The sequence below is a fragment of the Haematobacter sp. genome, assembly GCF_032102465.1.
Lineage (GTDB): Bacteria > Pseudomonadota > Alphaproteobacteria > Rhodobacterales > Rhodobacteraceae > Haematobacter.
On sequence record NZ_DAMDHB010000027.1, the window covers coordinates 33,745 to 56,120 of the forward strand.

Consider the following 22,376-nt stretch of genomic DNA (forward strand, 5'->3'; position numbering starts at 1 on the left):
GGGGGGCGGCCCTCAATGGGCCGCCGCTTCCGTTCCGTCGAGGCCGATCTCCCCCTCCACCCGTGCACTGTTCGCCATCAGGTAGAAGCCCAGACCCGTCGTCAGCGCGGCGATGAACACCAGATACCACGCATGGGCCATCGGGCTGACGGCGAGGAACGTGGTGACGAGCACCGGCGTCAACCCGCCGAAGATCGCATAGGCCACGTTGTAGGAGAAGGAGAGCCCGGAAAACCGCACCTGCGCCGGAAAGGCCCGCACCATGACATAGGGCACCGCCCCCACCATGCCGACGGCCAGCCCCATCACCGCGTAAAGCCCGAACAGAACCGGCAGGGAGACGCCCGCGAAGGTGTAGAAGGTGAAGGTCACCACCCCGAACACCACCCCTGCCACTGCGAAAAACGGGCCGCTGCCCACCCTGTCCACGATCGCCCCGGCGCTGACCGTCCCGAAGATCAGGAACAGCGTGCCGAAGCTGGTGGCGGAGAGGGCCTCCAGCGCGGAATAGCCATAGAGCTTTTGCAGAAAGGTCGCCGTCATCAGCGTGGTGACGACGATTCCGGCGGACAAAACCCAGGTGAGCAGGCCGGAGATGATGACGCCGTGCATGTGGTCGCGCAGGACGGTGCGGATCGGCAGCGTCTCCTGCAGGCGGCTGTCCTGCTTCATGGCGAGGAAGATCGGCGTCTCCGACAGCCAGCGGCGCAGATAGACCGCAAGCAGGCCGAAGATCCCGCCGAGGAAGAACGGAAGACGCCATGCCCAGGCGGAAACCTGTTCCGCCGTGAAGCTCCAGTTGATCGCCGTGGCGACCAGCGAGCCGAGCAGGATGCCCATCGTCAGGCCGGAACACAGGAACCCGCAGGCCATGCCCACGCGCCGGGCCGGTACGTGTTCGGCCACGAATGTCCATGCGCCCGGAACCTCGCCGCCGATGGCCGCGCCCTGCAACATGCGGAGCACGATCAGCAGGATCGGAGCCAGCACGCCGATGGTCGCATAGGTCGGCAGCATCGCCATGCCCAGCGTCGAGATCGACATGAGGAACACCGAAAGGGCAAATACGCGCTTGCGCCCCACCTTGTCGCCATAATGCGCCATGACGATCCCGCCCAGCGGACGCACGAGGTAACCGGCAGCAAAGATGCCGAAGGTCTGGATCATGACGAGCCAGTCCGGCATGTCCGGCGGAAAGAACAGATGGCCGATGACCGCCGCGAAAAAGACAAAGATGATGAAGTCGTAGAATTCCAACGCCCCGCCCAGAGCCGACAGGCCCAGAACCTTGAAATCCTCACGGTTGAGCGGGCGGTTTTCCTCACCCGCGCCTTGCAGCGTCTCAGTCATCATGCGTCCTTTTCGATTTCCCGCTCCATCCTTCGGGACGCAGCCTTATCGCGGCAATCGCGCAGCGCGGCAAGCGAGACGTGGGAGCACAACATGGGACTGCGGCCAGGACGCTACGGTGGACACCCTCCCCTGGGCAGGGGCGCCAGTACAGGAGAAGCCCAGTTTTTTCGGACGACCGCGCCAGGCAGACTGCTGAAGTTTGCTTCGGAGCGGAAATCGTCCCTTGTCCGGCGAGGTCCAGCCGGAACGCTACGGATGTCAGGTCATTGCGGGACCGATTTCCCGGGTCCGAGAACAGGACCATGCTAACAGCTGAAAAAATCGTGGTGCTCCCCGACCTTGGGTTGAAACCAGGAAATCGGGTCGGTCACGAGCCAAAACCTGCGGCTTCCGGGGAGTTCTTCAACCATGGAAGATCTCCGCCCCGGAGCAACCTCGGGATACTTTTTTCAGCACGCTGCCAAAGATGCGTCTGCAAGTGCCGCCTCGCCCAGCTCTGGCCGCAAATCGCAGGCGGGCAAGAGAGGCAGCCCATGCACCGGCCATTTCCATGGGGATCACTCGACATCCCGAGGTAAGCCGATGCGTGACACATCCCGTTCCGGCAAGATTTCTTCCAACTCGCTGGCTGACGGCATCCCCCGCCGAATGTGTTCCGCCACACGCGGCCGAGGCGGGCACGATCGCATGGGGTGACGGCCTATCCGGATCGCGGCGGCGGTGTTCCTTGCCATTGAGACGGACGTGTTCTTCTCCGAAAGGTCGCTCTACGGCGACCGGTGGATCGATAGTGCGCTGGCGCGGCTGCAATCCGAGGGGCTGGTCCACAAGGGTGCGCTGGAGCCGCCGAAGGGCAAGAGGCCCGACGGCTGGAAACCGCGGGAGCGACCCCGTTCGGCACGACCGAGCCATGAAGCGGCACGGAGATGGATGCCCTAAACGTGCCGGTTTTTGTTGATGAAGTGGTGCCGCAGAAGGGACTCGAACCCCCGACCCCATCATTACGAATGACGTGCTCTACCAGCTGAGCTACTGCGGCGTTCCCTTGCGGGAGGCCCGCCCGGCCGGGGCCGGAGGGGCGTTGTGGCGGGCTGATAGCACCATCCTGCGGGGGTGTGTAGCCCTAAAACGCAAGAATTCTCGTGCTCAGCCCCCGGCTTTCCGCATCGCGTCGAGGTCAACCGCGCGCGGGGTGTGGAACGGGCTCGAGCTTGCCGGCTGCGGCTCCTGCGGCTCGACCGGGAGGGGGGGCGTTTCCACCACCGGCTCCGGTGTTTCGTCCGGCGCGATGGTTACCGACTCAGGCACGGGTTCCGGCTCCGGTTCCGCGACCGGGGCGACGGGAGCGGACTTCGGCTCCGGCGCACGGACGATCAGGGGCAGCATTTCCGCCTGCGTGGGAGAGGGTCCCGCCCCTTCCGGCGGCTCTTTCCATGTGAGCGTGTCGAAGGCGCCGCAGTTGTCGCAGATCGGCCCCCATTGCGCATGGATCGCACCGCAATTGTCACAAACCCATTGCGGCCCGCGCGGAGAAACGAGCGCCCGGGCCAGCCAGCCGCGCACCACTGCATCGTCCGCGCCCTCTCCCCGTTCGATCGCCGCCATGATGGCAAGGCTCCGCGCGGTGGGATGCGTCTCCGCCAGATCGCCCATGGCCCGCCGGGCGGCTGGGAAATCCTCCGCCGCAATGTTCAGTTCGGCGCGCAGCAGGCGGGTCTGCTCGTCATCCGGGCGCAGCCGGAGGAGCGTATCGAACCGCTTCAGGCGCTGCGCAGGGGTTTCGTTCGGCTCGATTTCGGCAAAGGCGGCGGCGAGGTCGGGATGCGGGGACACCTCCCAGGCCTTGCGCAGGACCCGCGAGGCGCTTTTCCTGTCACCGGTCGTGAGATAGCCGCGTGCGGCCATGACGGCGGCGGGGATGAGGTCGGGGGACTGACGGTTGGCGGCGATGGCCGCCTCCCGTGCCTCGATGGAATTGCCCTCGGCAAAGACCTCCTTTGCCTCCTGCAGCGCGAGGACGGCGTCGCGGCGCTTGTAAACATCGCGGGGCATGTTGCCGCTGCGCTGCTTTGCCTCCAGCGTACGCCGCGCGCCCTTCCAGTCGCCCCGGTCGGCCTGAAGCTTCAGAAGGACATCCTGAGTCTCGCCATGACGCGGGCGAATGGCCAGCGCGTGCTCTGCGAGTTTCAGCGCGGTGTCGGTATCGCCTTCGGCCAGCTTCATCCGCATCAGCCCGCGCAGGGCCACGAAGCGCGTCCGGTCATCGTCCAGACGCCGCTTCCACGCCTCTGTGGCGCGTTTCGAATCACCGACCATCTCCGCCGCCTGCGCGATGACGAGGTCCGTGAGTTCGGGACGGTTGAGGAATTTCTCCGCCCGGACGGATTTGTTGATGGCGAGCCGCCCCTCCCCCGCGGTGAGGGCGAGGATGCCGTCGGCCAGCGCCTCGTACCCCCGCTTTTCGCGGCTGCGGTCGAGATAGCGGCTCATCGCCGTCTCATCCCCGTTCAGGAAGCGGAACAGAGCGACCGCGAGTCCCACGATCTTGAACAGCACCCATGCGCCGACAAGGCCGAGCAGCGAGAGGATCACCGCCTGCAGCAGTCCGATGGAAAACTCCGTATCCCCGAAGATGATGCGGATGCCTTCGCCCGCGCTGAGCAGATGGCTCGCGCCGAAGGTCAGCGCCGCGATGATGGCGACGAAGAGGAGAACCTTGAGAAGGGACCAGAGCATGTGCGCCTCAGTTCCGGGTAAGGCTGGCGACGATCTCGTCGGCAGCCTGCTGTGCAGAAACGCGGGTCTTGGCGGCGGAGATCCACCCGGCCATCGCGGCCTGCCCCGCGGCGGGAAGCGTGGCGATTTCCGTCAGGGCCTGATCGATCTGGCCCGCCTGCACCGCGGCATTGGCGCGGGACAGGACCGCATCGGGGGAATTGCCCTCCTGCGGGGTAAGGGAGCGGATGCCCAGTTGATTCCGCAGGAACATTTCCGCCCGGTCGCCAAAGCTCTCCTCTCCCGTCGCGCGGTAGGAGGCATCGAGCGCGGCGCGCGCGGCATCGGGGAAATCACGGCGCAGGTCGGACAGCGGAGCCACGCCGCCGCTGGCCTCCTTCAGGGCCGCGGGAACGTTCACATCCAGCTGCTCCAGACGCTCGACAGCCGGCGCGAAACCGCTCCCGAGTTCGATCGCCATGCGGATGCTGGCGACGATCGCCTCCCCTTCCGCCACACGCGCACCGGCCGCGGATGAGGAGCGGAGACTTTCCACCTCGCCCGACAGGGCGGCGTTGCGCTCCGCTTGGGCGGACAGGTCGCTCCGCAGGCTTTCCAGCGCCGCGCTCACGTCTGCGAAGGGTGCCCCCGCCTCTCCTGACGGCGCGGAGGCAACGGGCCGATTTTCCAGCGCCGTGATCCGGGAGGTCAGGGCGTCAAGCGTGCTTTCCCCCTCGGTTGCGGCATTGGAGAGACGCGAAAGCTCTGCCTCCATCCCGGAAAGATCGGCCGGCGCGGGCAGCGCCGAGATCTCGGAACGCATCGCGGAGATCTGCTGCGCCTGCTCCGCGATCCTGCTCTCCAATGCGGGATCGGTCGTATGAAGAGGCAGAAGGAAATAGGCCGCACCGAACCCCAATGCCGCCGCGATCGCTCCACCGGCGAGCGTCGGCCAGAAGCTGCCGCCCTGCGCTGCGGGTTCCGTCGGAACGGGACGGGCGGGCGGAACCACACGCTCCTCCTCCGCCGCCTTTGCCAGCGGCTCCTCAAGTGTCAGATCCCGGTCGGGCGTCAGATCCCGGGGTTGATCGGCGTCAGGCAGAGCGGCGGGATCGGTGCCCTGCCCGGCAGCGAAATCATGGTGCTCCGCCGTCGCCGGGTTCTCCGCTGCAACGGTCTCCGGGAGGGCATCGACGCTGGCTTCCGGGCTGTCCGTCGCCCCGAACACCTCTGCCGCCTCGCGCGCGGAGAGGTTTCCTTCGGATGGCGAGGTCTGCGCTTCTTCGGCCTTCGCCTTGCTCCGCGACCTCGGTTTCTTTTCGTCTTCCACGCAGCTCTCCCGTTGGCCGTTCCGTGAACGGAGATTAGCGACCGGATCCCCGGGCCTCAACCCGCAGCCTGATGTGCCGGCGCGAAGCCCTGTCGGCAACTCATGCCTTCTCAGGACGCAAGGTTCCCGAAAACAACCGATTTCAGCCCTTCAGCGCCCCGATTGTCTCCAACATAGCCTCTGCTGAAGGGGTTGGGGCAATTTTCAGGCGGCGCGGCGCTTTACCGGACCATGCGGCTGCGACATTCGCACTCATCGCGGCGATGAGAAGCGGCGCGCGGATCGGCCAGCCCGCCACAAGCCGCGCGGATCGCGGCGAGAACAGCGGCAGGAGCACCGGCTGCTCCGCCTCCAGAAGCCGCACTGCCTCTGCGGAAGGGGGGATGGCCACCTGCTCATAGGCCACGGCCCCCGTGATCTCCACCTCGTCCCTCAGGGCCGCGACCATATCGGCGGCAAGGTGTTGCCCATGCGGGTGAAACAGCGGGCCGGACGGACGCTCCCGCCGAATAAGGGAGAGCAGGGATGCCGCATCGCCGCCCGCAGCCCGGGCCGAGAGACCATGCGCCGCCGCCGCCGCCGCCGTGCGCTCTCCCACGCAATAGGCGGGCAGACCCAAACACGGCGGAAGCGCCGCTACGGCGTTCTCCGATGTGAGAACGATGCCCCGCACCCCTTGGGGCATGACGACGGGCAGGGACCGGATCGCCTGCGCGGGCGCGAGGAGCACCGCCAGATCCGGCCAGAGTCCTGCCACTTCGGCGGCGAAACGGCGGGACTGCGCCTCCGGCCGGGTGAGCAGGAGCGTCGGTACACCGGCAGAAAGGAGCGGTCGGGTTGTCTCGCGCATGTTGCGGTGTTACCTGCGCGGGGGTGGTCAGGCAACGCGGAAGACCCCTCGGATCGGATCATGGACAAGGCTCTCACCCTTCTCGGCATCGAGTCGAGCTGCGACGACACCGCCGCGGCGGTTGTCCGGCTGACGCCGGAGGGCCGGGCGGAGGTGCTCGCGAATGTCGTCGCTGGGCAGACCGCGCTCCACGAGGCCTATGGCGGCGTGGTGCCTGAGATCGCCGCACGGGCACATGTCGAAAAGCTCGACATCTCGGTGGCGGAGGCGCTGCGGACAGCGGGGCTGGCGCTTTCCGATCTGGACGGGGTGGCGGTCACCTCCGGTCCCGGGCTGATCGGCGGGGTGCTGGCGGGCGTCATGCTCGCACGCGGGCTGGCGGCGGGGGCGGATCTGCCGCTTCACGGGATCAACCATCTGGCGGGCCATGCCCTCACCCCGCGGCTGACCGGGGACATCGCCTTTCCCTATCTGCTGCTGCTCGTCTCCGGCGGTCATTGCCAGTTCCTGATCGTCCACGGCCCGGATCGCTTCGACCGGCTGGGCGGTACGATCGACGACGCCCCCGGCGAGGCGTTCGACAAGGTGGCGAAGCTGCTCGCCCTGCCCCAGCCCGGCGGCCCCGCCGTCGAGGCAGAGGCGCGGCACGGCGATGCTGCCCGTTTCCCCTTGCCCCGCCCCCTGCTGGACCGGCCGGGCTGCGACATGTCCTTTTCCGGGTTGAAGACGGCGGTGCTGCGCACGCGGGACCAACTGGTGGCCACCCACGGCGGGCTGCGCCGTCAGGACAGGGCAGATCTCTGTGCAGGTTTCCAGCGCGCGGTGGCCGATGTGCTGGCGCAGAAAGCGCGCCGGGCCATTGCGGCCTATCTGGAGCTTGCCCCCGAAACCCCGGCCATCGCCGTGGCGGGCGGCGTGGCCGCCAACGCAGAGATCCGGGCGGCGCTCGAGGGGGTCGCCACCGCCGAGGGTCTCGCCTTCGTCGCGCCACCGTTGAAACTCTGCACTGACAATGCCGCGATGATCGCCTGGGCGGCCATCGAACGGCTCCGGGCGGGCATTCCCGACGATCCGGCCGACCTGACCGCCCGCCCGCGCTGGCCGCTCGACCGGAGCAGACCGGCGCTCATCGGCTCCGGCAAGAAGGGCGCCAAGGCATGAGCGGCATCGCCATACTGGGCGCGGGCGCCTTTGGCACGGCGCTGGCGATCAGCCTCGCCCGGGCGGGGACCGAAGTCGCGCTCTGGACCCGCGACGCGGATCAGGCGCGCGAGATGCGCGACCAGCGAACCAACAGCCGCCGCCTTCCCGGCGAGGCGCTGCCCATGGCGATCAGGGTGACGGAGACCTTGCCGGAGACGGCGGATCTCCTCCTCCTCGCCATCCCCATGCAGCAGACCGCCGCCTTTCTGGAAGCCCATCACGCACTTTTCGCCGGTCGGGGCGTGATCGGCTGCGCCAAGGGGATCGACCTGACCAGCGGCCTCGGCTCCACCGGCCTCATCGCGCGGGCCTGCCCGGACGCCACTCCCGCCGTGCTGACGGGGCCGAGCTTCGCCACTGATATCGCCCGCGGCCTGCCGACCGCGCTGACGCTCGCCTGCGCGGATGCGGCGGCGGGAGCGGCTATGCAGGAGCGGCTCTCCACCTCTGCGCTGCGGCTCTACCGCACGACGGACGTGGCGGGTGCCGAGCTGGGCGGTGCGCTGAAGAACGTCATCGCCATCGGGGCGGGCGCGGTAATGGGCGCGGGGCTGGGCGACAGCGCGCGCGCCGCGCTGATGACCCGCGGCTATGGCGAGATGACCCGCCTGGCGCTGCGCGCGGGCGCGCGGGCAGAGACGCTGGCGGGCCTTTCGGGCTTCGGCGACCTCGTCCTGACCTGCACCTCGCTGCAATCGCGCAACTTCCGCTACGGTCACGCGCTGGGGTCTGGCGCGGACTGGGACGCCTCCACGACGGTGGAGGGGATTGCCACCGCCCGCGCCATGGCCGCCCGCGCCGCGCGGGAAGGGGTGGACATGCCCGTCGTCTCCATGATCGTTGCGTTGATAGATGGCCGCGTCACCGTGACCGAGGCCGCCGAACGCCTGTTGAACCGACCGCTGAAGGAGGAATGATGTACGCTGCCGTGATCTGCCGGGACAAACCCGGCGCGCTCGATCTCCGCATGGAGAACCGCCCCGCCCATCTCGCTTATCTGGGGGAGAGCAGGGTGGCCTTCGCCGGGCCGTTCATCGAGGACGGCGCCCCTGTCGGCTCGCTCGTGGTGATCGAGGCCGATGACCTCGCCGCCGCCGAAGCCTGGGCCGCGAACGATCCCTATGCGAAGGCCGGGCTGTTCGAGACGGTCGAAATCCACGAATGGCGCAAGGTGATCGGCTGATGGCCTTCTGGCTGTTCAGGTCGGAGCCCGACACTTGGTCGTGGGACCAGCAGGTCGCCAAGGGCGAGGCCGGTGAGGAATGGGGCGGCGTGCGCAACTATCAGGCGCGCAACCACATGCGGGCGATGAAGGTGGGGGAGAAGGGCTTCTTCTACCACTCCAACATCGGCAAGGAGATCGTCGGCATCGTCGAGGTTTCCGCCGAATCGGCCCCCGATTCCACTGCGGACGATCCGAAATGGGACTGCGTTCACATCCGCGCGGTGCGCCCCCTGCCGCGCCCCGTCACGCTGGAGGACTGCAAGAACGACCCTCGGCTGAAGGATATGGTGCTGGTCAACAATTCCCGCCTTTCGGTGCAGCCGGTGTCAGAGGCGGAATGGCAGACTATCTGCGAAATGGGTGGCTTGTAGCGGAAGGCTGGCGGACATGGCGGGCAGGATCAGGGTGGGAATCGGCGGCTGGACTTATGCGCCGTGGCGGGGCAGCTTCTACCCCGACGGGCTGCCCCAGAAGCGCGAACTGGACTATGCCAGCCGCCACCTGACCACCATCGAGGTCAACGGCACCTACTATCGCAGCCAGACACCCAGGACGTTTGCCGGCTGGCATGACGAGACGCCCGAGGATTTCGTCTTTGCCCTCAAGGCACCGCGCTTCGCCACCAACCGCAAGGTGCTGGCGGAGGCGGGCGAGTCGATCCAGCGGTTCATCGACAGCGGCATCGCGGAGCTGAAGGACAAGCTCGGCCCGATCAACTGGCAGTTCATGGCGACGAAGAAATTCGACCCGGAGGATTTCGCGGGTTTTCTCGCCCTCTTGCCGAAAGAGGTGGAGGGCCGCGCGCTGCGCCACGCGGTCGAGCTCAGGCACGAAAGTTTCCTTGTCCCCGAATGCGCGGAGCTGCTCCACCGGCATGGGGTCGCGGCGGTCATAGCTGGGGATTCCGAATTTCCGCAGTTCCCGGATGTGACGGCGGATTTCGTCTATGCGCGCATCATGGGAACCACCGAGACCCCGAAGGCCGGCTATTCATCCGGCGATCTGACCCGGTGGAGCGAAGCGGCGGTGAGCTGGGCAAAAGGCGGTGATGGCGGCCTGCCCCCCATTGGAAAGGCCGCCCCGAAAAACCCGCGCGATGTGTTTCTGTATGTGATCAGCGGCCACAAGGCCGCCAATCCTGCCGCCGCGATGGCGCTGATCGAGCAGTTGCCCGATCAGGCGTAAACAGACTCCTTGCCGAAATTCTTCACCAGCAGGTAATAGAAAACCGCCCGGTATTTGTTGCGTTCGGATTTGCCATAGGTGTCTACCGCCTTCTGGATACCTTCCATCAGCGAAGGGCTGTCAGGCAGACCGAGTTTCTTCATCAGAAAGCTCGTCTTCACCCGTTCCAGCTCAGCGGAATCGGAGGCTGCCACCGTTTCGCTGTCCGCGCTGTAGATCGTCGGCCCGCAGCCGATGGTGACCTTGGTCAGCAGATCCATGTCCGGTTCCATCCCGCACTTGGTGCGCAGATCCCCCGCATATTTCTCGATCAGTTCGTCGCGTTTGCCCATCCGGCCTCTCCGCATTTGGGATGCGGAGAGGTTAGCAGGACATTCACATAACGCAATCTGGCTCAGTAACGGTAGTGCTCGGGCTTGTAGGGCCCATCGACCTTCACCCCGATATAGGCGGCCTGATCGGGCCGCAGCTCCGTGAGCTTCACGCCGATCCGGCCAAGGTGCAGCCGGGCGACCTTCTCATCCAGATGCTTGGGCAGGATATACACGCCGGGCTTGTAGGCCTCGCCATTCTGCCAAAGCTCCATCTGCGCCAGAACCTGGTTGGTGAAGGAGGCCGACATCACGAAGCTCGGATGCCCGGTCGCATTGCCGAGGTTCAGCAGACGCCCTTCCGACAGCAGGATGATCCGCGCGCCCGAAGGCATCTCGATCATGTCCACCTGCTCCTTGATGTTCGTCCACTTGTGATTGCGGAGCGCGGCCACCTGGATTTCATTGTCGAAGTGACCGATATTGCCGACGATGGCCATGTCCTTCATCGCGCGCATATGCTCGATGCGGATGATGTCCTTGTTGCCGGTCGTGGTGATGAAGATATCGGCGGTCGCGACCTCATCCTCCAGCAGCGTCACCTCATAGCCGTCCATCGCCGCCTGAAGCGCGCAGATCGGATCGACCTCCGTCACCTTCACGCGGGCGCCTGCGCCGCGGAGCGAGGCGGCAGACCCCTTGCCCACGTCGCCATAGCCGCAGACCACGGCCACCTTGCCGGCCATCATCGTATCGGTCGCGCGGCGGATGCCATCGACCAGCGATTCCTTGCAGCCATACTTATTGTCGAATTTCGACTTGGTAACGCTGTCGTTGACGTTGATCGCCGGGAAGGGCAGCAGGCCCTGCTTGTGCAGGTCGTAAAGGCGGTGAACGCCGGTCGTCGTCTCCTCCGACACGCCCTGGAGCAGGTCGCGTTGACGGGTGAACCAGCCGGGGCTCTCCTCTGCCCGTTTGCGGATCTGGGCGAAGAGCGCCTCCTCCTCCTCCGAGGACGGATTGGCGATCAGCGCGGTCTCCCCCGCCTCGACCCGTGCACCGAGCAGGATGTAGAGCGTGGCATCCCCGCCGTCATCGAGGATCAGGTTCGCGCCTTCCGGGAACTGGAAGATCCGGTCGGTATAGGTCCAGTAGTCTTTCAGCGTCTCGCCCTTGATCGCAAAGACCGGCACACCCGATTCGGCAATCGCCGCCGCCGCATGATCCTGCGTGGAGAAGATGTTGCACGATGCCCAGCGCACCTCCGCGCCCAGCGCGGTCAGGGTTTCGATCAGGACGGCGGTCTGAATGGTCATGTGCAGGGAGCCGGCGATCCGCGCGCCCTTGAGCGGTTGGGAGGCACCGTATTCCTCGCGGAGCGCCATCAGACCCGGCATCTCCGTTTCCGCGATATCCATTTCCTTGCGGCCGAAATCCGCGAGCGTGATATCCTTGACGATATAATCCTTCATGACAGCTCCTGCGTCGCGTTTGCCCGTCGATAGCACCCATGGGCAGGAACGGCAATGAAACCCCTCCCCGGTGGTCTGGCCCTTGCACTCTGGTCTTTGCGCTCTGGTCTTTGCGCTCTGGCCCTTGCCAACCGGTCGGGCCGGGCCTACCGCTACCCGCGATCAAGGAGCGCAGAATGAAGAAGCCGCCCCGCGCATGGCAGAGGATGTTGTCCGGCCGCCGCCTCGACGTGCTGGATCCGACGCCGATGGACATAGAGATCGCCGATATCGCCCACGGGCTGGCCTTCGTCGCCCGCTGGAACGGCCAGACGCGGGGGGAGTTCCCCTATTCGGTCGCCGAACACTCGCTTCTGGTGGAGGCGATCTTTGCCGAAAGCGAACTTGGCCAATCCTCGCGCTGGCGGCTGGCCGCTCTGCTGCATGACGCACCCGAATACGTGATCGGCGACATGATCTCTCCGGTGAAGGCGGCGATCGGGTCTGATTATGGCAAGCTGGATGAAAGGCTGGCCGCGGCCATTCACCTGCGCTTCGGACTGCCCGCCGTTCTCCCGGCGGCTGTCAAGAAAGCGATAAAGCTGGCGGACAGTGCTTCTGCATGGCTGGAAGCGACACAGATCGCGGGCTTCACCGTGGCGGAAGCAAACAAGTATTTCGGCCGAACGCAGTCGCAATTCGCCGGCCATGAAATAATCCCGCGCGCGCCCGTCATGGCCCGGGAGGCATTTCTTGCCCGACATTCCGCCCTGCTGGCGGAAATGGACCAAGGCTAAGGCGCGCGTGCCACCCAAAGCAGGTAGCACGCGCGAAAAGACGTTCAGATAGCGAGATCTTCGAGCTTTCGGCCCGCCTCCAAAGCCGCTTTCACCCAATTGGGCTGACGTCCACGACCGGTCCAAGTCTGGTCGGGATCGTGCGGATTGGCATATTTCGGCGCCGCTGGTCCACGTTTCCGCGCGCTGAGCGTTTCGGTAAGATCGGCGATGTCGAAACCGTGGCGTTTCGCAACCTCTTCCAGTTCCTGGAGAGCGTCGCGCTTCTTGCGTTCTTCGAAAGTGGCAATCGCCCTATCGATTTTATGACGCATATCCTTGAGTTCTTTCAGGGATAGCGTCTCGAGATCCATTTCCATTATCCGGCTCCGGGGAAAAACAATGTCGCTTAGGATAATCCGCCGTTGAAGAATATCCAACGGCGGCGGAAATAAATTTTGCGGCCGGTTTTGCGACCGGCAAAAAAGGGCGTCCCGTCTTTGAAATGCGGGGAGTGTTATTTGGGGCTGCGCTTGGCCAGAATGCGCTGCAATGTGCGGCGATGCATGTTGAGCCTGCGGGCCGTGTCACTGACGTTGCGATCGCACAGCTCATAGACCCGCTGGATATGCTCCCAGCGCACCCGGTCGGCGGACATGGGGTTTTCCGGCGGCGCGGGCAGATCGCCCCCGCGGGCCAGCAGCGCGGAGGTGATGTCGTTGGCATCTGCGGGTTTGGAAAGATAATCCGTGGCGCCCGCCTTGACCGCAGCGACCGCGGTGGCGATTGCGCCATAGCCCGTCAGCACGACGATGCGGCTGTCCGCCCGCTGTTCGCGCAGGGTCTCCACCACTTCCAGACCGTTGCCATCCTCCAGCCGCAGGTCGATCACCGCATAGGCGGGTGCCTGTTCAAGCGCGATGGTGCGACCTTCCGCGACGGTCCCGGCCAGAACCGGCTCAAATCCCCGCTTCTCCATGGCGCGGGCAAGCCGCTTCAGAAACGGCTCATCATCATCGACCAGCAGGAGCGAACGGTCAGGGCCGAGGTCGTCTGTATCTTCGGTCATCTCTCATCCCACGAAATTCGCGGCACTCTAGGCGCGCCGCCGGACCGGGTCAAATCCCGCTCTCGGCAGCCCTCCATATGGTGATCACATGTGATCTATGAAACAGGCTGCCGTTTCCGCGACCTGTTCCGGCGTCTGGTCACGGCGGATGAGATCGACGAACCCGTAGCCCGGCAGCATCAGATAAGTGAAGGTGGAGTGATCGACGAGATAGCTCTCATCCCCCGCGGCATGTTCGGGGACATGGGAATAGACCTTGTAGGCCTGCGTGGCTGCGTGGATCTGCTCCTGCGTGCCGGTCAGGCCGATGGCGCGGGGATGCATGGCGCTCGACCATTCGCCCACCACCTCCGGCGTGTCGCGCTCGGGATCGACGGTGATGAAGACGGGCGTGACGTCCTTGCCCTTCTCCTCCAGCAGATCGACGGCCTCGGCATTGCGCACCATGTCGAAGGGGCAGACATCGGGGCAGAAGGTATAGCCGAAATAAACGAGCGACGGTTTCGTCAGCACCGTCTTTTCGGTCACCGTCTCCCCCTGGCCATCGACGAGGCTGAACGGCCCGCCGATCTGCCCGGCGCCCCCCGCAATATTGGTGGAGCGGCAGGAGGCAAAGGGATCCTCCTCCCCCCGGCCACTGACGACAAGGAAGGCCAGCCCTCCGAGAAGAGCGATGATGAAGCCTGCGGCTAGCGCGGCATAGGTGCGTATCATCCCGATGGACCCCGTTCCGGTGCGCGGCTGCATTGATCGCCGATCGCGGGCCGATTAACAATCACCCCCCGCCCCCATGCGACATCAGGCCCCGGCATGACCCTTACCGACCTTTTTCCCGATCCGCCGGAAAGCGCGGCGGAACGCCCGCTCCGCCTGCGCACGCTGGTGCTGCTCAGGTGGATGGCGGTGACGGGACAGTTCATCGCGCTGATGGTGGCGGAGCGGTATTTCGGCCTCCTCCTTCCCACGGGCTGGGCGATTGCCGCGATCCTGGCCATGGTGGCTGTCAACGTCGTCACCATGCTGGGCTTCCCGAAGAACCGCCGCCTGACGGACCGGGAGGCGATGCTCACCCTGCTGGTCGATACGTCGCAATACGGGCTGCTGCTTTACCTGACGGGGGGGATCCACAACCCGTTCGCGCTGCTGATCCTTGCGCCGGTGACGATCTCCGCCACCTCTCTCCGCCTGTCCTCGACCATCGTGCTCGCGGTTGTGGCGATCGCGCTGGTGACGCTGGTGGAGTTCCGCAGCATTCCCATGCGTTTTGCCGATGGCAGCCCGGTGGTGCTGCCGCCGATCTATCGCTTCGGCAACTGGCTCGCCATTCTGATCGGCATCCTGTTCATCGGGCTTTACACCCACCGCGTGGCCTCCGAGGCGCGGGCGATGTCGCGGGCGTTGCTGGCCACGCAGATGGCGCTGGCGCGGGAACAGAAGCTCACCGATCTGGGCGGTGTGGTGGCGGCGGCGGCGCATGAGCTCGGCACGCCGCTCGCCACGATCAAGCTCGTCTCTTCCGAACTGCTGGAGGAGGTGGGCGACGATCCCGATCTGATGGCCGATGTCACGCTGATCCGCGATCAGGCGGACCGCTGCCGTGATATCCTGCGGTCCATGGGGCGCGCGGGCAAGGACGACATGCACCTGCGGAACGCCCCCGTGGAGGCTGTCCTGCGCGAAGCGGCGGAACCCCATGCGGGCCGGGGCAAAGCCGTGCGCTTCGTGATGGAGAGCGGCGACGGCTCCCCCCAGCCGATGATCCGTCGCCGGCCGGAACTGATCCACGGGTTGCGCAACCTCGTGCAGAACGCGGTGGATTTTTCCCGCACCGGCGTCGTGATTACCGCCATCTGGTCGCGGGACAGTCTGCGCATCACCATCGTTGACGACGGTCCCGGCTATCCTCCCCACCTGCTGGGCCGCATCGGCGAGCCCTTCCTGCGCCGCCGCCGCGACGAGCCGGACCCGGAACGGCCCGGCTATGAGGGAATGGGTCTCGGCCTGTTCATCGCCAAGACGCTGCTGGAGCGGACAGGCGGCACCCTGCGCTTCACCAACGCGCCCGAAGGCGGCGCGGTGATCGCCGCCCGCTGGCCGCTGGCGGCGCTCGCGGCGGAATCGGGCCCGCTGGGCGACAATCCGATGTTCGAGGCCTGAAAGCCACGCCCGCCCGGCTCATTGCGGGTTCATCCGTTTATTAACTCCATCTTAACCCTTTTGCAGCCTGATGACCCAAAACCCTGCGTCCGGGCAGGGAACGGAAGGACAGGGGCATGGACATCGCCTTCTTCCTAACCGTGGCGACTGTCACGGTGATGGCAACCGGCGCGGCCACCGCCGTGGCGGTATTCCTTGGCGGTCACACCCGGGGGGCAAAGGTGCCTGCGCCCGGGCCACTTGCGGACGGGCCAAATGCGGAGGGGATCACCTTTCTCTTCGACGACGAGCGGCTCATCGACAGCTCACCCGAAGGCTTGCTCCTGCTTGCGCCCCTCCGCGGGCGAACGGACTGGGCACGGCTCGGCAGCTATCTGGAACCGCGGCTGCCCGGCGTGATGGCGCGGCTCGGCGCGCTGCCTCCGGGGGGGGAGGTGCGGGATTCGGGGGGCAGCGTTACGCTGGAAGCCCGGCGGGAGAACGCCCACCTGCGGCTCACCCTCCGGGGCGCAACAGCCGCTGCCCTGTCCCGAACGGCCGCGGAGGAGGAACTGGACCTGCTCCGCCGAACGGTGGAGACAGCGCCCTGGCCCGTCTGGCGGACGGATCCGGCGGGGGAGATCACCTGGGCCAACGCCGCCTATCTTGCACTCACGGGCAGCAACCCGGACGATATCATGTGGCCGCTGCCGCGCCTCTTCCTTCCCGGTCCGCGCGAGACCGCACCCGGAAGCCTGCCGGGAAGCCAGCGGATTCAGGGCGTCGACGGCGAGGCGTGGTTCGATTGCGTGTTCACTGCCGAGGAGGGCGGCGACACTGTGGGCTATGCGATTCCCGCCGATGGCATGATGCGGATGGAACAGCGGCTCCGCGGCTCGCAACAGGCAATGTCTGATGCGTTCATGGGGCTGGCGATCGGGCTGGCGGTATTCGACCGGGGCCGCAAGCTCCAGATGTTCAATCCCGCGCTCGCGGACCTTACCCGGCTGGGGCCGGATTTCCTTGCCGCGCGACCGTCGCTCTTCGCTTTCCTCGAACGCCTGCGGGAACAGCGGATGCTGCCGGAGCGGCGGGATTATGCAAGCTGGCGCCAGCAGATGACCGAGGTGGAGAAGGCTGCCGAAGCGGGTGGTTATGAGGAGACGTGGAGCCTACCGGGTGGTCAGACCTATCGTGTGACCGGCCAGCCGCATCCCGAGGGCGCGATAACCTTCCTGCTGGAGGACATCACCGGAGAGATCACCCTGTCCCGCCGCTTCCGCGCCGAGATCGAGCTGTCGCAGGAGGTCATCGATGCCATTCCAGACGGCATCGCGGTGTTTTCCGCGGCGGGAATGCTGCTCGTTTCCAATCGGGCCTATGCAAGCCTCTGGGGGATAGAGGAGGGTGAGGATCTCACGCCGGTGGATATAGACCAGGCGATCGCCCTGTGGGAGGCCACCCTGCCCGGAGCGACGCTCTGGCGGAAGCTGCGCCAGCAGGTCGGCACTCTCGATCGGCGGGAGGAGTGGACGGCGGCCGTCCGGCGCGACGATGCAACCTTTCTCCACTGCCGCGCGACGCCCTTGTCCGATGGTGCAACTCTCGTCGCCTTTCGGATCCGTCCGGCGGGGGAAAGGCTGCTCGCGGCCGAGTGACTTGCAATGGGCCCAGGCTGCGTGAGGACGCGGTTATGGCATAAGCACTTCGGGACAATGTCCTCATACCGCCGCTGGTGCGGAAAGATTTTGCTCGCAGCTGCATGAGGCAATGCCCGAGGGAAATAGTTCTCGGCGGATTTGCGGATGCTGGTTCCAGCGATATGCAGGGGAATTCTGCCCTCCCTGGGGATCAGTGACCTCATCTCCACCCTCTGATGGCCTGAAATTTCCTTCAGGACGGAATTCCCATTCCGCCGTACAGGCTGCTGAAAAAGTTCAGAAGTGTCGTCTCTATGCTCTGGAAATCGGGAAATCAGCCCGGAAGAAACCCGAAACGCGTAGATTTCCGACTGAATTTCACCCGATTGCGAATGAACTCCGCTCCAACGCGGCGCTGAAAGTCTTTTTCAGCGACCTGCTAATTGTTGTAATGATTTGCCTTGATACTGCCTTGTCCGCCTGAGGCCCGGCGGATCGGGAAGGACGCGTCCAGCACGACTGCGTTCGACGCTCCCCTTCAAGACCGCTTGCAGAACGGGACGGGAACGTTACAAGTCGGGCATGTCTGGAGCACCCCTTTCCCGCACAGTTGACCTTGCCGGCCCGGAGGCGACGGACGCCCTTGCGCGGTTGATGGAGCCGCTGTTGCGACCGGGAGACGTCCTGCTGCTCGATGGATCGGTCGGGGCGGGAAAATCCCATTTCGCGCGCGCGCTCATCCGGGCGCGGCACGGGGCGGAGACGGAGGTTCCCTCACCGACCTTCACCCTCGTCCAGACCTATGGCGCGGAGGGTGACGAGATCTGGCACAGCGACCTCTATCGCCTGTCCCAGCCCGATGAGATCGTCGAGCTGGGTCTGGAGGATGCGTTCACCACCGCGATAACGCTTGTGGAATGGCCCGACAGGCTCGGCTCCCTCGCGCCGGAGGGGGCGCTGACACTGGCCTTCCGCCCCACGCGGGAAGGGGAAAGCCGATCCGTCACCCTCACCGGAAATGCAGGCTGGGCCGCGCGGCTGCAGCCCCTGCTCGAGACCTTGCCATGACCACGCCGCCCGGAATGCCCCGGCAGGCCCCCTCGGCTGGGCCGCCTCCGCGTGAAAGCGGTCCGGGCGACGCCCGCCTGCCCGAGGACTGCCTTACCGAGGCCCATCTGCCCGATGTCCAGCCACCCGATGTCCGCCTGCCTGAAGACCGCCTGCCTGAAGCCCATCTGCCTGAAGTCCGCCTGTCCGAAGTCCGGTCACCGGAAGTCAGGCCGCCCGAAGTCAGGCCACCCGAAGGCCTCCCACCCACAACGTTCCCGCCCACAACCCCAGCACACGAAGTACCGATGACCGAAACACCCCGGACCCACCTTGCAGATGCCTTTCTCACCCGGGCGGGGCTGACGGGCGCGGTGCGTGCACCGCTGGCGGGCGATGCCTCCAACCGCCGTTATGAGCGGGTGCGCGCTGCGGGCGAGACACTGGTGCTCATGGATGCCCCGGCGGAGCGGGGGGAGGATGTGCGCCCCTTCGTCGCCATCGCGCGGCATCTGTCGTCGCTCGGCCTGTCTGCGCCCCGGATCCTGGCCGAGGATGCGGCACAGGGCTTCCTGCTGCTGGAGGATCTGGGCGACGACCTTTACGCCAGCCTGCTCCGGGAGGATGCGGGGGAGGAGCGCCTGCTCTATGCCGCCGCTGTCGATGCTCTGGTAGAGCTGCACCGCCACCCCGCGCCCGACGGCGTGGGGCGGTATGCCCCGCCGCTCCTCGGCGATCTCGCAGCGCTGGCGGTGGACTGGTATCTTCCGGGCACCGGTGCGGAGCCTGTGGATCGCGCCCCGCTGGCCGAGGCGGTGAACGAGGCCGCATTGCGCCATGCCGGCGGACCGGAAGTGCTGGTGCTGCGGGATTACCATGCCGAGAACCTGCTCTGGTTGCCGGAGCGGGAGGGCGCCGCTCGTGTCGGCCTGCTCGATTTTCAGGACGCGCGGCGCGGCCATGCCGCCTATGATCTGGTCTCGCTGCTGGAGGACGCGCGGCGTGACACGACCGAAACGCTCCGGCAGGAGGTGATCGCCCGCTACATCGCGGAAACCGGTGCTGAAGATGCGGCCTTCCGCGCCGCTTATGCCACTTTGGGCGCGCAGCGGAACCTGCGGATTCTGGGGGTTTTCGCACGGCTCTGTCTCCGGGACGGCAAGCCGCGCTACCTCGCCTTCGTGCCGCGCGTCTGGGATCACCTGATGCGCGACCTCTCCCACCCGGCGCTGGCCGATCTCTCCCGCCTCGTGCGGGAGACGCTGCCAGAACCCACGCCGGAGCGCCTTGAAAGGATCAAAGCCCGATGCGGAACGCGCGCCTGCCCCTGATGTTGTTCGCCGCGGGCCGCGGCACGCGCATGGGCGCGCTGACGCAGGACCGTCCGAAACCGCTGGTGGAGGTGGCGGGCCTGCCACTGATCGACCATGCGCTCGGGCTGGCGGAAGCCGCCGGAGCCGCGCCGATCGTGGTCAACACCCATTACCTCGCCCCGATGATCGAGGCCCATCTGGGTGAGCGGGTGTGCTATTCGCCGGAGCCGACGCTTCTGGAGACGGGCGGAGGTCTCCGCGCCGCCCTGCCGCTGCTGGGCAAGGGGCCGCTCTACACGCTGAACAGCGACGCTGTCTGGACCGGGCCGAACCCGCTCGCCACGCTTGCCGCGGCCTGGGAGCCGGAGCGGATGGACGGGCTTCTCCTCCTCGTGCCCCGGAGCCGCGCGGTGGGGCATGGGCCGAAAGGCGATTTCGACCTTGCGGACGGCCTAGTCGCGCGGGGACAGGAGTACATCTACACCGGCGCCCAGATCATCCGCCCCGACGGTCTGGCCGGGATCGCGGCGGAGGTGTTCTCCCTGAACCTGCTCTGGGATGAGATGATCGCCGCGGGCCGCCTTTACGGCGTGGTCCATCCCGGCCGCTGGTGCGACGTGGGCCGGCCCGAAGGCATCGCGCTGGGGGAGGCGATGCTCACCGATGGCTGACCTTTTCCCGCCGAGCGGCGATCCCCGCGTCTATGCCCTGCCCGCGGGCGTCGATTTCCCGCGGCAACTGGTGGAAGGTCTGCGGGCCCGGCTGGCCCCCCTGCCGCCGGAGGCCGTGGCGCGGGTAGAGCTTTTCGTCAACACCCGGCGGATGCAGCGGCGGGTGAAGGCCCTGTTCGCAACGGGCGGGGCGACACTCCTGCCCCGCATCCGGCTCGTCACCGATCTGGAGCGGGATCTGGCGATGGCGGACTTGCCGCCGCCGGTACCGCCGCTCCGGCGCAGGCTGGAACTGGCCCAGCTTGTGCAGCGTCTGCTGGACGTGCAGCCGCATCTCGCGCCCCGCGCCTCGGTCTATGATCTGGCCGACAGCCTTGCCGCGCTGCTTTCCGAGATGCAGGGGGAGGATGTGCCGCTGGAACGGCTGGAGGCGCTGGACCTTGTCGATCACGCCCAGCACTGGGAGCGGAGCCTCGCCTTCATCCGCATCGCCGCGCGGTTCCTGTCCCCCGGCCCCGGCGAGGCCCCGGATGCGGAGGCCCGGCGGCGCATGGTGGTGGAGCGGCTGGAAGGCCAGTGGCTGGAAACGCCCCCGGCCCATCCGATCATCGTTGCAGGCTCCACCGGCTCACGCGGCACGACGGCCCGGCTGATGCGCGCGGTGGCACGTCTGCCGCAGGGCGCGGTGGTGCTGCCGGGCTATGACTTCGACCTGCCGGAGCCGGTCTGGGAATCGCTCGACGACGGGCTGACGGCGCAGGACCATCCGCAGGCGCGGTTCCGCAGCTTCCTGCGGAGCCTCGATCTGCCGATGTCGGCGGTGCAGCACTGGGACGGCACGCCCCCCCCCTGCCCGGAGCGGAACCGGCTCGTCTCGCTCGCGCTGCGCCCCGCGCCGGTGACGGATCAGTGGATGGAGGAAGGTCCGGCCCTTGCCGGCCTTGACCGCGCGGTGGAGGGGATGACGCTGATCGAGGCTCCCTCGCCACGGGCGGAGGCGCTTTCCATCGCGCTCCTCCTGCGGGACGCGGCGGAGCGGAACGAGACCGCCGCCCTCATCACGCCGGACCGTGGTCTCACCCGGCAGGTGACGGCAGCGCTGGACCGCTGGGGCATCCTGCCGGACGACAGCGCGGGGCGTCCGCTTGCCCTCTCGCCGCCCGGCCGCTTCCTGCGGCATGTCGCGGCGCTGTTTTCGCAAAAGCTCACCGCTGATGCGCTGCTGACGCTGCTGAAACATCCGCTGACCCATACGGGCGCGGGGCGCGGGCCGCATCTGCGCTGGACGCGGGAGTTCGAGCTGCGGCTCCGCCGTCACGGCCCGGTGTTTCCCGCGCCGGAGGACATCCGCGCCTTCGCCGCCCGCAAAAGCCGCGGCGGAGAGGTCGAGGAAGGCCGCGCCGGTTGGGGGGACTGGCTGGCCGGGGCCCTGACGCTGGCGGCAGAGCCGGGACATGACCTTCCGCTCGCGGAGCACGTCGCGCGTCACCGACGGCTTGCGGAACTGCTGGCCGCCGGGCCGGTGCCGGGGAGCGGCATCCTCTGGGAAGACACGGCGGGGGACAAGGCGCTCGCCGCCATGGAGGAACTCGCGTTCGAAGCCCCTCACGGCGGCCGGATGAGCGCCGCCGACTACCGCGACATGGTCTCCGCCATCCTCGCGCGGGGGGAGGTTCGCGAAGCCGCGGAGGTCGATTCGCGCATCATGATCTGGGGGACGCTGGAGGCCCGCGTACATGGCGCGGAGCTTGTCATCCTGGGCGGGCTGAACGAGGGGAGCTGGCCGCAGATGCCGCCGCCCGATCCGTGGCTCAACCGGCAGATGCGCCACAGGACGGGGCTCCTGCTCCCCGAACGGCAGATCGGCCTCTCTGCCCACGACTTCGAACAGGCGGTGACGACGCCCCGCGTCGTCTTGAGCCGCGCCATCCGCTCGGACGAGGCGGAGACGGTGCCCGCGCGCTGGATGAACCGGCTGGTAAACCTGATGGGCGGGCTGAAGGACAACGGCGGGCCGGAGGCCCTGGCCGGGATGCGGCGGCGCGGGGCCTACTGGCTCGGGCTGGCGGAGGCGCTGGAGACGCCCGCGCGCCGGGCGCCG

Annotated in this window: 22 protein-coding genes and 1 tRNA gene; 13 read left to right on the forward strand and 10 right to left on the reverse strand. The window is 66.9% G+C overall.

What is annotated here, in order from left to right; translation table 11 throughout:
• Positions 1 to 12: 12 nt before the first annotated feature.
• Positions 13 to 1,350, reverse strand: coding sequence for an MFS transporter (locus RT513_RS15165; RefSeq protein ID WP_290687506.1), 1,338 nt, complete (start codon positions 1,348 to 1,350; stop codon positions 13 to 15).
• A 723-nt stretch (positions 1,351 to 2,073) separates the two neighbouring features.
• On the opposite strand from RT513_RS15165, the gene RT513_RS15170 reads away from it, so the two are divergent.
• Positions 2,074 to 2,292 carry a hypothetical protein gene (locus RT513_RS15170; RefSeq protein ID WP_290687505.1) on the forward strand — a complete coding sequence of 73 codons (219 nt, stop codon included), beginning with the start codon at positions 2,074 to 2,076 and terminating at the stop codon, positions 2,290 to 2,292.
• 24 nt (positions 2,293 to 2,316) lie between these two features.
• On the opposite strand, the gene RT513_RS15175 is transcribed toward RT513_RS15170, so the two are convergent.
• The 4 genes from RT513_RS15175 to RT513_RS15190 form a co-directional block, all read right to left on the reverse strand.
• Positions 2,317 to 2,392: transfer RNA gene (locus RT513_RS15175), tRNA-Thr, on the reverse strand.
• Positions 2,393 to 2,499: 107 nt separating this feature from the next.
• Positions 2,500 to 4,089, reverse strand: coding sequence for a heme biosynthesis protein HemY (locus RT513_RS15180; protein WP_088213577.1), 1,590 nt, complete (start codon positions 4,087 to 4,089; stop codon positions 2,500 to 2,502).
• A gap of 7 nt (positions 4,090 to 4,096) precedes the next feature.
• Positions 4,097 to 5,398, reverse strand: coding sequence for a COG4223 family protein (locus RT513_RS15185; RefSeq protein ID WP_290687504.1), 1,302 nt, complete (start codon positions 5,396 to 5,398; stop codon positions 4,097 to 4,099).
• 142 nt (positions 5,399 to 5,540) lie between these two features.
• The gene (locus RT513_RS15190) at positions 5,541 to 6,248 is read right to left on the reverse strand and encodes a uroporphyrinogen-III synthase (RefSeq protein WP_290687503.1); all 708 of its coding nucleotides are present in this window, start codon (positions 6,246 to 6,248) and stop codon (positions 5,541 to 5,543) included.
• A 60-nt stretch (positions 6,249 to 6,308) separates the two neighbouring features.
• Here RT513_RS15190 and tsaD point away from each other — a divergent pair, with 60 nt between their 5' ends.
• From tsaD to RT513_RS15215, 5 genes are read left to right on the forward strand one after another with little or no spacing between them, the layout of a single operon-like run.
• Positions 6,309 to 7,409, forward strand: coding sequence for a tRNA (adenosine(37)-N6)-threonylcarbamoyltransferase complex transferase subunit TsaD (tsaD, locus tag RT513_RS15195; protein ID WP_290687502.1), 1,101 nt, complete (start codon positions 6,309 to 6,311; stop codon positions 7,407 to 7,409).
• Positions 7,406 to 8,368 carry an NAD(P)H-dependent glycerol-3-phosphate dehydrogenase gene (locus RT513_RS15200; RefSeq protein WP_290687501.1) on the forward strand — a complete coding sequence of 321 codons (963 nt, stop codon included), beginning with the start codon at positions 7,406 to 7,408 and terminating at the stop codon, positions 8,366 to 8,368. The genes tsaD and RT513_RS15200 overlap by 4 nt, the downstream gene beginning before the upstream one ends.
• A complete protein-coding gene (locus tag RT513_RS15205; protein WP_290687499.1) occupies positions 8,368 to 8,634 on the forward strand; it encodes a YciI family protein in 267 nt (88 codons plus the stop codon). The genes RT513_RS15200 and RT513_RS15205 overlap by 1 nt, the downstream gene beginning before the upstream one ends.
• Positions 8,634 to 9,047: an EVE domain-containing protein gene (locus RT513_RS15210; RefSeq protein WP_290687565.1), complete on the forward strand. Its 414-nt coding sequence runs from the start codon at positions 8,634 to 8,636 to the stop codon at positions 9,045 to 9,047. Before RT513_RS15205 ends, RT513_RS15210 begins: the two co-directional genes overlap by 1 nt.
• 16 nt (positions 9,048 to 9,063) lie before the next feature.
• Positions 9,064 to 9,861, forward strand: coding sequence for a DUF72 domain-containing protein (locus RT513_RS15215; RefSeq protein ID WP_290687497.1), 798 nt, complete (start codon positions 9,064 to 9,066; stop codon positions 9,859 to 9,861).
• On the opposite strand, the gene RT513_RS15220 is transcribed toward RT513_RS15215, so the two are convergent.
• Both RT513_RS15220 and ahcY read right to left on the reverse strand, forming a co-directional pair.
• Positions 9,852 to 10,193: a DUF2853 family protein gene (locus RT513_RS15220; protein WP_088213569.1), complete on the reverse strand. Its 342-nt coding sequence runs from the start codon at positions 10,191 to 10,193 to the stop codon at positions 9,852 to 9,854. The two genes, RT513_RS15215 and RT513_RS15220, sit on opposite strands and share 10 nt — an antisense overlap.
• Before the next feature lie 62 nt (positions 10,194 to 10,255).
• Positions 10,256 to 11,644 carry an adenosylhomocysteinase gene (ahcY, locus tag RT513_RS15225; protein WP_290687495.1) on the reverse strand — a complete coding sequence of 463 codons (1,389 nt, stop codon included), beginning with the start codon at positions 11,642 to 11,644 and terminating at the stop codon, positions 10,256 to 10,258.
• 176 nt (positions 11,645 to 11,820) lie between these two features.
• On the opposite strand from ahcY, the gene RT513_RS15230 reads away from it, so the two are divergent.
• A complete protein-coding gene (locus tag RT513_RS15230; RefSeq protein WP_290687493.1) occupies positions 11,821 to 12,420 on the forward strand; it encodes an HD family hydrolase in 600 nt (199 codons plus the stop codon).
• A gap of 44 nt (positions 12,421 to 12,464) precedes the next feature.
• On the opposite strand, the gene RT513_RS15235 is transcribed toward RT513_RS15230, so the two are convergent.
• The 3 genes from RT513_RS15235 to RT513_RS15245 form a co-directional block, all read right to left on the reverse strand.
• On the reverse strand, positions 12,465 to 12,779 hold the full coding sequence (locus RT513_RS15235; protein WP_088213566.1) for an H-NS family nucleoid-associated regulatory protein: 315 nt from the start codon (positions 12,777 to 12,779) through the stop codon (positions 12,465 to 12,467).
• A gap of 137 nt (positions 12,780 to 12,916) precedes the next feature.
• On the reverse strand, positions 12,917 to 13,468 hold the full coding sequence (locus RT513_RS15240; protein ID WP_035741931.1) for an ActR/PrrA/RegA family redox response regulator transcription factor: 552 nt from the start codon (positions 13,466 to 13,468) through the stop codon (positions 12,917 to 12,919).
• Between the two features lie 84 nt (positions 13,469 to 13,552).
• The gene (locus RT513_RS15245; protein ID WP_290687489.1) at positions 13,553 to 14,182 is read right to left on the reverse strand and encodes an SCO family protein; all 630 of its coding nucleotides are present in this window, start codon (positions 14,180 to 14,182) and stop codon (positions 13,553 to 13,555) included.
• A gap of 96 nt (positions 14,183 to 14,278) precedes the next feature.
• Between RT513_RS15245 and regB the strand changes: the two genes are divergently transcribed.
• From regB to addB, 6 genes are all read left to right on the forward strand, one after another.
• Entirely contained in the window at positions 14,279 to 15,625 is a 1,347-nt protein-coding gene (regB, locus tag RT513_RS15250) for a sensor histidine kinase RegB (RefSeq protein WP_290687487.1), read from the forward strand.
• A 116-nt stretch (positions 15,626 to 15,741) separates the two neighbouring features.
• Positions 15,742 to 17,262 (forward strand): PAS-domain containing protein, encoded by a 1,521-nt coding sequence (locus RT513_RS15255; RefSeq protein WP_290687485.1) that lies wholly within the window; start codon positions 15,742 to 15,744, stop codon positions 17,260 to 17,262.
• A gap of 564 nt (positions 17,263 to 17,826) precedes the next feature.
• Positions 17,827 to 18,312, forward strand: coding sequence for a tRNA (adenosine(37)-N6)-threonylcarbamoyltransferase complex ATPase subunit type 1 TsaE (gene tsaE, locus RT513_RS15260; RefSeq protein ID WP_290687482.1), 486 nt, complete (start codon positions 17,827 to 17,829; stop codon positions 18,310 to 18,312).
• Positions 18,313 to 18,599: 287 nt separating this feature from the next.
• Positions 18,600 to 19,622 carry an aminoglycoside phosphotransferase family protein gene (locus tag RT513_RS15265; RefSeq protein WP_290687480.1) on the forward strand — a complete coding sequence of 341 codons (1,023 nt, stop codon included), beginning with the start codon at positions 18,600 to 18,602 and terminating at the stop codon, positions 19,620 to 19,622.
• Positions 19,598 to 20,275, forward strand: a complete 678-nt coding sequence (locus RT513_RS15270) for a nucleotidyltransferase family protein (RefSeq protein WP_290687478.1) — start codon at positions 19,598 to 19,600, stop codon at positions 20,273 to 20,275. The genes RT513_RS15265 and RT513_RS15270 overlap by 25 nt, the downstream gene beginning before the upstream one ends.
• On the forward strand, positions 20,268 to 22,376 hold a 2,109-nt coding region (gene addB / locus RT513_RS15275), incomplete at its 3' end, for a double-strand break repair protein AddB (RefSeq protein WP_290687476.1). The genes RT513_RS15270 and addB, both read left to right, overlap by 8 nt.